Raw genomic sequence first — 12,735 nt, 5'->3', positions numbered from 1 at the left:
ATTGTTATTATTAGAAAATATTTTCACTTGTAGGCCTATTCCCACAGAAAGTTCAGACCTTAGACGAGCTTTAATTGATCGAGGTCATAAGACGTAGAAGACGCCTTACAACCTCAGACAGGATATTATTGGAAAGCAGGACGCTGCTGAATCATTTCAAACCAACGTGCAATGTTTGGATATTGCGCTAATGGGCTGAGTTCCAACGCTTTATCCGCAAAACCGATAAAGATAAACGCGGTAATGTCCACAATCGTGAAATAGTCTGTTGCGACAAAGTTCGATTCCTTCAGGCGCGCATCAAGCAGTGGCAGGAAACTGGCCGCGCGGGCTTTGCTTTCTTCACCCCAAGCCAATACGCAGTTTTCGCGATCTTTGTAGATTCCCGTAAGGTTACGAAATGCCTGAAAACCGGCGTACAGTCCCTGAAACTCGGTGACACGATGCCACATTTCAACTTTCGCCTTATCCAGCGCATCGCGACCAAACAGATGACGGTCATTCGGATTCGATTCATCAAAGTAACGGCAAATCGCCACGCTCTCACACAGCGTGGTGCCATCATCAAGTTCCAACATCGGTACTTTGCCATTGACACTTTTGCTTTTAAACGACTCCGTCAGGTTGTCCCCTTCGCGCACATTTAACGCCACACGTTCAACATCCACACCCAATTCTTTGAGAAAAATGCTGACACGACGGCAACTTGGCGTAACGGCAGTTTCGTATAGCTTCATAAATCTTCCTTTTTATCTCTTTTTCAGAACGATCGTTTAGGTTAGACTCTACCCGTTAACTAAACGATCAGTCAAGAATGAGTTTGCAGGTAGTCACACCATGGCACGAAAATGTAATTTTGACCGCGATGAGAAGCTCACTCAGGCAATGGAATTGTTCTGGCAGCGCGGCTACGCCAATACGGCGATTTCTGATTTGGTTGATACACTGCAAATCAACCGTTTCAGCCTCTACAACACCTTCGGCGACAAGCAAAATCTTTATTACGAAGCGTTGGATAAATATCTCAATACCGTTTCACTGCCGGGCTTAAGCGCGTTGCAGGAAGATGGTGCGTCGCTAAGCGCCATTGAGACATTCCTCAATCAGTTTGCCGCGCTACAACGCAAACGCAGTTGCGGCTGCTTCATTCAAAACGCCTTGGTTGAACATGCCGGGAGCGATGAAAAGGTGCTCGACAAAGGACAAGCTCTGTTTGATCAGCTTTTAGAACTGCTTTCCCACGCCATTCACAATGCGCAGCAAGAGAAACAAATTTCGGTAGCCGCAAGCCCACATGCTCTGGCGCAGTTGATTCTGACTCAGATGCAGGGAATGCGGGTACTTGGCAAAGCCAAACGCTTTGACGATTTGGATCAGGCAGTACATGCGCTGCTGCAACTGCTTAAGCGTCACTAACCAAGGTTTGCAGAGATGATAAAGGTATTGGCAACACGCCTGACACAAGGCGCTGACTTAAAACAATCAATTATGGCACTGGTGCAGGAGCACAGCATAACAGCAGGTTCCATTGCTTCATGTGCGGGATGTTTATCACAGCTCAATATCCGCTTAGCGGACAGCACTTCTACGTTATCATTGCAAGCACCGTTTGAAATCGTGTCGCTGATGGGCACCTTAACCCCCCATCACCTTCACTTGCATATTGCCGTGGCGGACTCACAAGGCAAAGTCTGGGGCGGTCATCTGCTCGATGGCAACCTCATCAACACCACTGCGGAATTGATAGTGCATGGCTACCCTGATTTAGCCTTTGACCGCGAATACGATGCGCACACTGGATTTACTGAGCTGACCATACAAACTAAGTAAGCATTCAACAACACCCAAGCAAAAAGCCCGGATTCTCCGGGCTTTTCTTTTAATAAGAACAATGATTTAGAACGATGAGAGGCGAACCAACTCCTGAGTGTAAGGGTGATTAGGATGTTGGAACAGGTTTTGTGTCGCGCCCTGTTCGACAATCTGCCCCTGTTTCATCACGATGGTGTAATGGCACAGCGATTTCACGACATTGAGATCGTGGCTGATGAACAGGTATGTCAGGCCATATTTCTCCTGCAGCGATTTCAGCAGATCCAGCACTTGCGCCTGCACCGTGCGATCCAGCGACGAGGTCGGTTCATCCAGCAGAATAAACTCCGGTTTGAGCACCAAAGCGCGGGCAATGGCAATTCGCTGGCGCTGGCCACCTGAAAACTCATTCGGATAGCGATGACGCGTGTCGGGATCCAAATCCACTTCGCGCATCGCTTCACAAATGGCGGCATCAATCTGTTCATCGCTGAACTCGGTGTGCACATGCAAACCTTCACCAATGACCTGAGCAACAGACATTCTTGGGTTAAGCGCCGAAAACGGATCCTGAAACACGACCTGCATTTTGCTGCGATATGGCAGCATGCCCTTGCGATCAAGTTGCTGGATGTCCTGCCCCGCGTAGTTAATTACGCCTTCTGAATGCACCAGTTTCAGAATCGCCATGCCTGTTGTTGATTTACCGGAACCACTTTCCCCCACCAGCCCGATAGAATGGCCTTTGCGCAGTTCAAACTGCATGTTAGTGACGGCTTTAATGTGGTTGACTGTGCGTTTGAACAATCCGCCAGTGATGGGAAACCACACTTTGAGTTGCTCAGTTTTGAGCAACACCGGGCTTTGACTGTCAGTCTCCACAGGCAAACCACGCGGATCCGATTCAATCAGGAGTTTGGTGTATGGGTGTTTAGGTTCACTGAACAACGCTTTGCATTCGTTTTCCTCAACCAAGCGCCCTTCTTGCATGACCGCAACGCGATCGGCAATGCGACGCACGATACTGAGGTCGTGTGTGATAAACAGCATCGCCATCCCCAGTTCTTGTTGTAAAGATTTAAGTAGATCGAGGATCTGCGCCTGAACCGACACGTCCAGTGCGGTGGTGGGCTCATCAGCAATCAGCAGCTCGGGCTCATTGATCAGCGCCATGGCAATCATCACTCGTTGGCGTTCGCCACCGGACAACTCATGGGGATAAGCGTTGATTTTCAGTGTCGGATTACGAATCCCGACTTTTTCCAGCCAACTGATGGCCAGAGATTCTGCCTTTTTCTGGCGCATACCGCGGTGAATCGCCAAGGTTTCCACCAGCTGTTTACCGACCTTATGCAGCGGGTTGAGCGACACCATCGGCTCCTGAAAAATCATGCCGATACGCCCGCCACGAATACCGCGCAACTGACGCTCCGAACACGCCAGCGTATTGGTGCCAGCAAAGTCAATTTTACCTTCCAGATAGTGGGCCGAACCTTTGGGTAGCAGCTTTAATATCGCGTTCGCAGTGACTGATTTCCCCGAGCCGCTTTCCCCTACCAGAGCCAGCGTTTCCCCTTTACGAATCGAAAGCGAAACCTGATGAGTGACAGGTTCAACATTACCAGCGCGACCAAAGCCGACAGAGAGGTTTTCAATGGTGAGTAACGTTTCGCTCATTAGCCTCTCCTTTGTAGATGTGGGTCAAAGGCGTCACGAACCGCTTCACCAACGAAAACCAATAAGGTCAGCATTAAGGACAACACCACAAAGGCCGAAATGCCCAGCCAAGGCGCCTGCAAGTTCGCTTTACCTTGTGCCAGCAATTCCCCCAAAGACGGCGAACCAACAGGTAAGCCGAAACCCAGGAAATCGAGCGACGTCAGTGTGGTTACGGAACCAGAAAGAATAAACGGCATCATGGTCAGCGACGCAACCATAGCATTAGGTAACATGTGGCGCATGATGATGCGAGAATCACTCACACCCATCGCCTGAGCCGCACGTACATAATCAAAGTTGCGGCAACGCAAAAACTCGGCGCGCACCACACCCACCAAACTCATCCAACTAAACAACACCATGATACCCAACAGCCACCAGAAGTTCGGTTCAACAAAGCTCGACAAGATGATCAGCAAAAACAGCGTCGGCATGCCCGACCAGATTTCGATGAAGCGCTGGCCGAAGAGATCTAACCAACCACCGTAGTAACCCTGACTTGCGCCAACCACGACGCCCACAAAAGAGGAAACAATGGTCAACACAAATCCAAACAGCACCGAAATACGGAAACCGTAAATAATACGCGCCAGCACGTCACGCCCTTTATCATCGGTACCCAGCCAGTTGACCGAGTCTGGTGCCGACGGCACAGAGCCTACAATGTCGTAGTTGATGGTGTCGTAACTAAAACGAATTGGCGCCCAAATGATGTAGCCTTTTTCTTCAATCAGACTCACAACATAAGGATCGGTGTAGTCCGCTTCGGTTTCAAATTCGCCGCCAAAGCGCGTTTCTGCGTACTGCTCCACCACCGGGAAATACCAGTGATGGTCATAGGAAATAAACAGCGGTTTGTCGTTAGCGATCACCTCAGCAAACAAGCTGATGAAAAACAGAATGGAAAAAATCCACAGCGAATAGAAACCACGCCGGTTAGATTTGAACCGCTGCCAGCGTGCGGCGTTCAGCGGGTTAACTTTCTTCTTTAACAACGCCATTTAACGGGCCTCAAAATCAATGCGCGGATCGACCCAGGTGTAAGTCAGATCCGAAATAATGCCGAGCAACAAGCCCAATAGAGTCATGATATACAGCGAACTGAACACCACAGGATAATCACGTTGAATGGTCGATTCAAAGCCAAGCAGACCAATGCCTTCGAGCGAAAACATCACTTCAATCAGCATCGAACCAGTGAAGAAAATGCTGATAAACGCACTCGGAAAGCCAGCAATGATGATCAGCATCGCGTTGCGAAACACGTGTTTATACAGGATGTTACGCTCGTCGAGCCCCTTGGCGCGCGCGGTCACCACATACTGCTTATTGATTTCATCGAGAAACGAGTTTTTCGTCAGCATGCTCAGCGTTGCAAAACCGCCGATCACCATGGCGAAAATCGGCAGCGCCAAATGCCAGAAATAGTCGATGATTTGTTGATACCAGGTCAATTGAGCGAAGTTATCCGACACCAAGCCGCGCAGCGGGAACCAACTGAAGTAGTTACCGCTGGCAAATACAATGATCAGAATGATCGCAAACAGGAAGCCGGGAATCGCGTAGCCGACAATCACCATAGCGCTCGACCAGACATCAAATCGCGAGCCGTGATGAATCGCCTTCATGATACCGAGCGGAATCGAAATCATGTAAATGATGAGCGTGCTCCACAACCCAAGAGAAATGGAAACCGGCAAACGTTCGACAATCAGGTCGATGACGTTACCACCGCGAAACAAGCTTTCGCCAAAGTTAAACGTCACGTAATTCTTGAGCATATCGAAATAACGTTCATGCAGCGGTTTATCAAAACCGAACTGGCGTTTAATGGCTTCCACCACTTCCGGGTCCAGGCCACGTGATCCCTTGTAACCGGACGGGCTGCCGTTATCCATTTTCGATAAGTCAACTTCCTGCCCGCCACCGGAAAAGCGCTCCATGATGCCGTTCGAATGCCCTTCCAGATTGGCGATGGCCTGTTCAACCGGGCCACCCGGCGCAATCTGAATGATAAAGAAGTTAATTGTGATAATGGCCCACAGCGTTGGGATCACCAACAGCAAACGGCGAATAATGTACGCAGCCATACCTTCCTCTTAACGACGTTTTTCAGGTAACTTCTGGGCTTTCTCTTGTGAGATCCACCAGGTATCAATGCCTAAATCGTATTTTGGCATTTCAGCCGGACGTTCAAACTTATCCCAAGTCGCGACTCGGTACATGCTGGTGTACCACTGCGGAATGAGGTAGAAGTTCCATTGCAGAATCCGGTCTAACGCTTTGCCGAGCGATTTCAGCTTGTCCGGATTCTCCTGATTTTTGGCAATCTGCATGGTCAGTTCATCAATCACCGGATCCATCACCCCTGCTGTGTTGTAGGTCGAATCAATGTAGTGTGAGTTCCAAACAATCATCAGGTTCGGACTTGGGAACGGATTGGCGGAATAAGCCGACGACACCATGTCAAAGTCGCGGTCACGCAAGCGCTTGATGTATTGAGTGGTATCGACGGTACGGATCTTCATATCGATGCCCATGAGCTTGAGATTCTTTTGCAGAGGAATCGCAATGCGCTCCGTCGTTGGGCTGTAAATCAGCAGTTCAAACGTCATCGGCTCGCCAGTTTTGACGTTGGTCATCACTTTATTCTTCAGCTCCCAACCCGCCTCTTTCAGCAGTTCGAACGCTTTGCGCATTTGTGGGCGAATACGACCGCTGCCATCGGTCACTGGTGGCTGGAATTCTGTGGTAAACACGCGCGGCGGGATCTTATCTTTTACCGGATTGAGAACGGCAAGTTCCTCTTTATCTGGCAACCCTTTGGCTTCGTACTCGGTGTTCTGGAAGTAGCTGCGGGTGCGAGTGTACTGGCTGTAGAACATGTTCTTGTTCATCCACTCGAAGTCCATCGCATAGTTCAGCGCCTCACGTACGCGCACGTCGCTGAACACCGGACGCTGAATGTTGAAAACAAAGCCCTGAGTTGCGGCGGGTGCATTGTGTGGAATCTCTTCTTTCTTGATGAAGCCGTTGTCAAAGTTCACCCCAGTATAAGAAGTCGCCCAGAACTTGGCCTGACTCTCCTGGCGAATATCGAACTCACCAGCTTTAAAGGCTTCCAGCATCACCGTGTCATCACGGTAATAGTCGTACTGCACCTGCTTGAAATTGTTGCGGCCAACGTTAACCGGCAGATCTTTTGCCCAGTAATTGTCGTCGAGCTTATAGGTAATGCTTTGTCCCGGTTTAAACTCGGCCACTTCATAAGGGCCGCTGCCCACTGGGGGTTCATTGAGCGGTTCGGAGAGATTTTTGTCTTTCCAGAAGTGTTCTGGCAGTACGCGGGTTTGCTGAGCAAAACTGAACAGTTTGTCGCGGTTCGGTTCGCTCATTTCAATGCGTACCGTTTTGTCGTTCAACGCTTTAACCGATTTAATCTCTTTGTAGTACACGCGATATTGCGGCACGCCTTCGGTCATGAACTTATTGAAGGTGAATTCCACATCGTGCGCGGTGATGGGAACCCCATCCTGAAAACGCGCCTTAGGATTGATATCCAGTTCGAGCCAGGTGTAATCGTCGGAATAACGCACTTTTTCGGCAATCAACGGGTAGTATGAGTCGATTTCATCGGAAGGCGAAAACATCAATGAATCGTAAAGCTCACCGCTGGCTGCCGCCGCGACGCCGCGTGATGCATAGCGGTTAAAGTTATCGTAAGTACCGACCTGACCATAAGTCACTTTGCCATACTTAGGGGCATCAGGATTCACATAGTCAAAATGAGTGAAGTTATCGGGGTATTTGGCTTGACCAAAACCGACCAGACTGGTGGTTTCGATGACGTTGGCGAGAGAAACGTGGCTGAATAACGACAGTGCCACACCCAACGTAATTGGTTTTATTTTGCCCATTAAAGAATCCTTCTACTTAACGTCGTGCTGCCCATGTTCAGGCCATTTGAATGCATAAGTTTGGCCTGACAGGAAAATCATCGGTTCGCATCACTATGCTTCCGAATTAAATCCGCTGCGGAGTTACCAGCAACTTCAAATTGTTCAGGTACATTTCTTATTAATAATTCAGCTACTTGGGTAAGTATAGAGAAATTTATCGATTACGAAACCGCTGAAACCTTATAGACACGCCAAGCGGCGGCATAGTTCAAAGATTTCAGCGGTTGATGGGCGTCAGATGAGGAGAATCAGAGCAGTTCTTTGGCAATCAGGCGCAATAAAAAGGTTTCGCGTTCAATGCTCATGCCCTTTTTCTCACTTTCCGCCATGGTCAGTTCATTGTGCGTAATTGCATCACGAATGTTGATCCAAACGGGCTTCATGCCGTTTTTGATTTCGTAGTCTTCGTAGTTGGTGTCGCCAAGCTCACGATCGATTTTGCAGGTAAAACAGTAAGAAACCATGTGCATTACATCCGCATCATCTTTATACCAAGGACGGAACTCTTCATAGAGGCCGAATGGTTTAATGTTGTGAATGTTCTGTGCACCTGTCTCTTCTTCGAGTTCACGCACCATGCCCTGCAGAATGTCTTCGCCTTCATCGACCCCGCCGCCAGGCAAAGTGTAGTCGTGATAACGCTCGGTATACAGCATCAGAATGTCTTCTCCATCCAGAACGATGGCGCGAGCGGCTTTACGTTGCAAAATACGTTGTTGGCTGAGCGGTTCCACTTCTGGATGCGTAGCAATATGTAAGTGTCTCATATGGCGTCCCTCTAGAAATTTGGCGGCAACTTTATCAGAGAGGTAAACAAAAAACCCTGCCGCAGCAGGGAATTTTCGCCATTTATCGAGAAACAGCGTCAATCATGACGCATGATTAACCATCTTTTGTGATTTGCAAGACCAGCTCTCGCTCTACCTGCGCGGCTTTCTCAACTGGAATCTGGCACGTGCCAGCGGCCGGATGACCGCCACCACCGTACTGCAACATCAGCTCGCCGATATTGGTGCGTGAGCTGCGATCAAAGATCGACTTGCCCGTAGCAAACACAATGTTCTGCTTCTGAAAGCCCCACATTTTATGTATTGAGATATTGCATTGCGGAAACAGCGCGTAAACCATAAAGCGGTTCCCGGCATAGATGACTTCTTCTTCGGTCAGGTCAAGCAACACCAGATTATCGTGAATGTGCGCGCAACGTTGAATCTGCTCTTTAAACAGATTTTCGTGCTCACGATACAAAACGATTCGCTCTTCCACATCCGGCAACGCCAGAATCTGTTCGATCGAATGATCGGCGCAGTAATCGATTAAATCCATCATCAAGTTATAGTTGGAAATGCGGAAATCGCGGAACCGACCGAGGCCAGTGCGGGCATCCATCAGGAAGTTCAGTAAATTCCAGCCCGTCGAATCCAGAACTTCATCGCGGCTGAATTGCGCCGAATCCCCTTTGTCGACCGCCGCCATCATTTCCAGCCATTGGTCGGGAAAGACATCTAAACCGCCATAATATTCCCACACGACACGAGCAGCCGAAGGAGCATCAGGGTCAATGATGTGGTTATGCCTGTCCCCTGCGTTACGCAGAGTTTCAGAATGATGATGGTCAAAGACTAAGAATGCATCACCGACATACGGCAAATTAGTGACAATGTCACTGTCATAGATCTCTATCTTGCCATCTTGCATATCTTTGGGATGAACGAACTTTATATCATTGATTAGTTGAAGTTTTTTAAGCAAAACAGCGCACACGAGTCCATCGAAATCACTGCGTGTCACCAGTCGATACTGTTTCTCTGTCATGGGCAGATCCCCTAAAAATACGTTCACCACTGCCGCGCGGAGCGATGCGGAAACCAAAAGCAAGCTCGATTTTTGGCACCAAGATCAAAGTGCCTTATGAAATAATTCTAGACAGCATACTGCTTTTGACAAATTTGAAAGTAGCCGCAAAAGAGGTTATTTGATCGCTCTGAAACGTCGGTCACACCTTAAACGGTTGTTCGGGGTCAAAGTGACGATTCAAACAGGTGAGATGCGGATGTAAAATCCGCAATGCATGTTGTACCTGATCAACAGATGCATCCGGCGTTGTTTCCAGCATGGTGCGTTCGATTTCAAACAACGCAGCGAGAACATCAGCACCTTCCCCTCGTTGCTGACACAGAGTTTGCGCCAAGCTGATGGCGTTCTCCGCTAATTTGAACGGCACCTCTCTAACCAGCGCCAGCGGACGTTGAAAAACGCCGCCTACTACACCTTCGAGATACACACGGTAAGGCGTGATTTCATCCATCAGCAAAAACAGAGCAGCTCGATCGCAGCAGTAAGGATAAGGCGCAAGAATATGGTGCCCGAGGTTACTGTCGATATGAAGATTCAAGCCATGCTCAGCACAACGTTGCTTCAGTACGCGCAATAACCCCTGCTCATCCATCAAGGACTGAATCTCAAAGATGCGCTTGAGGTGATAATCGTTCGAGGCAAAAATGACGTCAATGTCGCTACCTGTGGTAAAAATGCCCTTCTCAATCAGGGTCTGAGCCATGCATTCAATGTTTTCAATGGTATTGGTGGATTCTTGCTCTAATACCAAGGTCATTTCACTGGGATTCAGACCGCGTTTAAGGCATTGCTGAATAAAGGCGTCGGCCATGGCAGAGGCTTCCGAAACGCTCTGCCCATCGGTATAACCGCCACAAAAACCAATGACCGGATTAGAGAACTGCTTCGCTGTGAGCCATTCCACCAACGCAGACACACGGCTTTTACCTTCCAAAGTTAACTGGTTATTCACCAAACGTTTTCCGAGTGCCAGAATAAGTGTGTGCTGCATGGTTTTTCCTTTATTTATAAGCCCTCAGATAGTGCAACAAATTCAGCGTGTTGGCGAGCCTAATCCCCGACTATCCCGATGTGATCGGACGGTTATTTTGCAAATCAATAGAAAACACAGAGTTCATATATTAAACCTTAATGGGTCATTTGGTGTTTTGTGTAAATTTAGGTAAATGACAACAATTATCATTGCCGAATAGAAAGATTAACGCTAAGGTTACAGGCAATAATAAGTTGTTACATTTATGGGCTACTATGCAAAACAAACCACAAAAACGAAGCTTTCATGCTCTGACCGTTACGGATACCCAACAGATTTCTAATAATTTTCAACGCATTACCCTACAAGGCGATGCGATCGCGCATTTTGGTAAAGAGAGTGAAGGCGGCTACATCAAGCTGCTGTTTACGCCCGATGGCGGCACGGATATCAGCACACTAGGCGATGACGCCCGCCCACTGATGCGCACTTACACCATTCGTCAGTTCGACCCACAAACCAACAGCATTGTGGTTGATTTTGTGCGCCATATTACACAAGACCTTTCTTGCGGCTTTGCAGCACGTTGGGCCGAAAGCGTTCAAGTGGGCGACACCATTTCGATCGGTGGCCCAGGGAAAAGCCAAGGCCTCAATACCGAAGCTGATTGGGTCTTTATGGCAGCCGACATGACTGCCCTGCCTGCACTTTCCGTCACGCTCGAAAGCTTAAGCGCCGACACGCAAGGTTACGCAGTGATTGAAATCGAAGATGAAGACGACAAGCAAGCACTCAATGCACCAGTTGGCGTCAAGGTCATTTGGAGTGTTGGCACGTCGTTGGTTGAAGCGGTGAAAGCGCAGCCTTGGCTTGATGGACAATGTTCTGTGTGGTGTGCGTGTGAATTTGAATCGATGCGCGCGCTGCGTCAATACTTCCGCAACGAAAAAGAGATTGACCGCGAACACATCTACATCAGCAGCTATTGGAAAAACGGCGTCAGCGAAGATGGTCACAAAGTGATTAAACGCGAAGACGCAGAAGCCAACAGCTAAGCAACCGAACCTTAAGAAGTGTCACAACACTTCCCCCCTCAATGGCCTTCGGGCCATTTTTTATGTCCGCTACCTATTAATTTTTATGTCTACTACCTGTTGATATCAGGAACAAAGACAAAAAAACCAGCGACATGGCGCTGGCTTTCAATGTCAACATTGCGCTTGAATTAGATCTTGTCCGACACAGCGAGAACTGCCGCCAGCATGTCCTGACCAAACAACACACTGCGTTCTGGCGACCATCCGTACAGCGGATCCGGGTGATTGTTGTGATCTTTAAATGGCATTTCGACGGTGTAAGACAGGCAATGGAATTGCTCGGCAACCCAATTCGAGCCTACAGTCAGGTTCGCTTTGCCCGCTTCGTCTTTGTCGTAGCCGATGTCATCCTGAAACTCTGGCGTAATCGTCAGCAGTGCTTGTTTGAATGCCGTTTCCAGTGCCGCCAGCTCTGCATCGTAAGAAGGAATGCCTTCAGAACCGGCCACAAAGTTGTATGGAATCGCTTCATCCCCGTGGATATCAAGGAACATATCCACGCCGGTTTGCAGCATACGCTCACGCACCAAGTAAACTTCCGGGCTCTTTTCCATCGATGGCGTTTGCCATTCGCGGTTGAGGTTTACGCCGACCGCATTGGTGCGCAGGTGACCACGCACACCGCCATCCGGGTTCATGTTCGGCACCACGTACAGCACCGCTTTTTCCAGCAATGCACGAGCCACGGTATCGTTGTCGTCCAACAGGCGCTGAATCATCCCTTCCACAAACCATTCGGCCATGGTTTCACCCGGGTGCTGACGCGCAATCACCCAGATTTTCTTTTTGCCTTCGTCTGGCTCGCCAAACGTCAGCAAGCTCATGTCGTTGCCGTCGAGTGTATGACCCAGCGTTTCCAACTGGCAATGGTGCGCGCTTTGCGCCATGTGCAGCAGATCAAGGTGACGATCGTAACTGTACGGTGCAAAGTACGCGAAATAGATAGAGCTACGCTCAGGGATCACCGTGAAAGTCAGGGTGTCGCCATCAAATTCAGACGGAATGCGGAACCACTCTTCACGATCGTAAGATGCCACCACATCGTAGCCCTGCCAGCCTTCCGGATACGCCGATTTGGCCAAATCGAGCAGTTTGATGGTGTGCGATGCTTCGGCTTGTGTTTCGAGACGGAAGTGGAACCACTGGTAAAACTCCGACATATTGTCATTCGGGATCTTCAGTTGAATATCGTCTTTGTTGTCCGCGCTGACAACGTGAATGCTGCCGCTGTCGAAGTTGCTGAATATTTTCATGATTGACTCACCTATTGAATCTGAGCTGAAGCGCAGAGGCTATCACAAATGAGAATACGTCCCTA

General features: G+C 49.0%; 12 protein-coding genes. 3 read left to right on the top strand and 9 right to left on the bottom strand.

Going from position 1 to position 12,735, the window contains the following annotated elements:
* Positions 1 to 125: 125 nt before the first annotated feature.
* Entirely contained in the window at positions 126 to 737 is a 612-nt protein-coding gene (locus tag DYA43_RS21050; protein WP_061055594.1) for a glutathione S-transferase, read from the bottom strand.
* A gap of 100 nt (positions 738 to 837) precedes the next feature.
* Between DYA43_RS21050 and DYA43_RS21045 the strand changes: the two genes are divergently transcribed.
* On the top strand, positions 838 to 1,416 hold the full coding sequence (locus tag DYA43_RS21045; protein WP_061055593.1) for a TetR/AcrR family transcriptional regulator: 579 nt from the start codon (positions 838 to 840) through the stop codon (positions 1,414 to 1,416).
* Positions 1,417 to 1,431: 15 nt separating this feature from the next.
* Positions 1,432 to 1,830, top strand: coding sequence for a PPC domain-containing DNA-binding protein (locus DYA43_RS21040; protein WP_047458428.1), 399 nt, complete (start codon positions 1,432 to 1,434; stop codon positions 1,828 to 1,830).
* A 66-nt stretch (positions 1,831 to 1,896) separates the two neighbouring features.
* On the opposite strand, the gene DYA43_RS21035 is transcribed toward DYA43_RS21040, so the two are convergent.
* The 7 genes from DYA43_RS21035 to DYA43_RS21005 all read right to left on the bottom strand — a co-directional run bounded on the left by DYA43_RS21035 (position 1,897) and on the right by DYA43_RS21005 (position 10,338).
* Positions 1,897 to 3,489: an ABC transporter ATP-binding protein gene (locus DYA43_RS21035; protein ID WP_061055592.1), complete on the bottom strand. Its 1,593-nt coding sequence runs from the start codon at positions 3,487 to 3,489 to the stop codon at positions 1,897 to 1,899.
* Entirely contained in the window at positions 3,489 to 4,532 is a 1,044-nt protein-coding gene (locus DYA43_RS21030) for an ABC transporter permease (protein WP_024375055.1), read from the bottom strand. Before DYA43_RS21030 ends, DYA43_RS21035 begins: the two co-directional genes overlap by 1 nt.
* Positions 4,533 to 5,621: a microcin C ABC transporter permease YejB gene (locus DYA43_RS21025; RefSeq protein WP_020430993.1), complete on the bottom strand. Its 1,089-nt coding sequence runs from the start codon at positions 5,619 to 5,621 to the stop codon at positions 4,533 to 4,535.
* Between the two features lie 9 nt (positions 5,622 to 5,630).
* A complete protein-coding gene (locus tag DYA43_RS21020; RefSeq protein WP_047458429.1) occupies positions 5,631 to 7,448 on the bottom strand; it encodes an extracellular solute-binding protein in 1,818 nt (605 codons plus the stop codon).
* Between the two features lie 290 nt (positions 7,449 to 7,738).
* Positions 7,739 to 8,257, bottom strand: coding sequence for an NUDIX hydrolase (locus tag DYA43_RS21015; RefSeq protein WP_032081339.1), 519 nt, complete (start codon positions 8,255 to 8,257; stop codon positions 7,739 to 7,741).
* Between the two features lie 115 nt (positions 8,258 to 8,372).
* A complete protein-coding gene (locus tag DYA43_RS21010) occupies positions 8,373 to 9,305 on the bottom strand; it encodes a DHH family phosphoesterase (protein WP_020430999.1) in 933 nt (310 codons plus the stop codon).
* 181 nt (positions 9,306 to 9,486) lie between these two features.
* Positions 9,487 to 10,338 (bottom strand): YdcF family protein, encoded by an 852-nt coding sequence (locus DYA43_RS21005; RefSeq protein WP_061055591.1) that lies wholly within the window; start codon positions 10,336 to 10,338, stop codon positions 9,487 to 9,489.
* 257 nt (positions 10,339 to 10,595) lie between these two features.
* Here DYA43_RS21005 and DYA43_RS21000 point away from each other — a divergent pair, with 257 nt between their 5' ends.
* On the top strand, positions 10,596 to 11,375 hold the full coding sequence (locus DYA43_RS21000) for a siderophore-interacting protein (protein WP_061055590.1): 780 nt from the start codon (positions 10,596 to 10,598) through the stop codon (positions 11,373 to 11,375).
* 170 nt (positions 11,376 to 11,545) lie between these two features.
* Here DYA43_RS21000 and DYA43_RS20995 read toward each other — a convergent pair whose 3' ends face one another.
* Positions 11,546 to 12,670 carry a M14 family metallopeptidase gene (locus DYA43_RS20995; protein ID WP_061055589.1) on the bottom strand — a complete coding sequence of 375 codons (1,125 nt, stop codon included), beginning with the start codon at positions 12,668 to 12,670 and terminating at the stop codon, positions 11,546 to 11,548.
* Positions 12,671 to 12,735 lie beyond the last annotated feature (65 nt).

It is taken from the genome of Vibrio fluvialis, from assembly GCF_900460245.1.
In the GTDB taxonomy this organism is placed as follows: domain Bacteria; phylum Pseudomonadota; class Gammaproteobacteria; order Enterobacterales; family Vibrionaceae; genus Vibrio; species Vibrio fluvialis.
Note: the sequence above shows the minus strand (reverse complement) of the source record. Positions and strands in the feature narration are given on the sequence as shown.

Bases quoted from the DNA above. Each gene is read 5' to 3' on its own strand.
- DYA43_RS21025 (WP_020430993.1), bottom strand. From the start codon at position 5,621: ATGGCTGCGTACATTATTCGCCGTTTGCTGTTGGTGATCCCAACGCTG.
- DYA43_RS21015 (WP_032081339.1), bottom strand. From the start codon at position 8,257: ATGAGACACTTACATATTGCTACGCATCCAGAAGTGGAACCGCTCAGC.
- DYA43_RS21005 (WP_061055591.1), bottom strand. From the start codon at position 10,338: ATGCAGCACACACTTATTCTGGCACTCGGAAAACGTTTGGTGAATAAC.
- DYA43_RS21050 (WP_061055594.1), bottom strand. From the start codon at position 737: ATGAAGCTATACGAAACTGCCGTTACGCCAAGTTGCCGTCGTGTCAGC.
- DYA43_RS21020 (WP_047458429.1), bottom strand. From the start codon at position 7,448: ATGGGCAAAATAAAACCAATTACGTTGGGTGTGGCACTGTCGTTATTC.
- DYA43_RS21035 (WP_061055592.1), bottom strand. From the start codon at position 3,489: ATGAGCGAAACGTTACTCACCATTGAAAACCTCTCTGTCGGCTTTGGT.
- DYA43_RS21010 (WP_020430999.1), bottom strand. From the start codon at position 9,305: ATGACAGAGAAACAGTATCGACTGGTGACACGCAGTGATTTCGATGGA.
- DYA43_RS21040 (WP_047458428.1), top strand. From the start codon at position 1,432: ATGATAAAGGTATTGGCAACACGCCTGACACAAGGCGCTGACTTAAAA.
- DYA43_RS20995 (WP_061055589.1), bottom strand. From the start codon at position 12,670: ATGAAAATATTCAGCAACTTCGACAGCGGCAGCATTCACGTTGTCAGC.
- DYA43_RS21030 (WP_024375055.1), bottom strand. From the start codon at position 4,532: ATGGCGTTGTTAAAGAAGAAAGTTAACCCGCTGAACGCCGCACGCTGG.
- DYA43_RS21000 (WP_061055590.1), top strand. From the start codon at position 10,596: ATGCAAAACAAACCACAAAAACGAAGCTTTCATGCTCTGACCGTTACG.
- DYA43_RS21045 (WP_061055593.1), top strand. From the start codon at position 838: ATGGCACGAAAATGTAATTTTGACCGCGATGAGAAGCTCACTCAGGCA.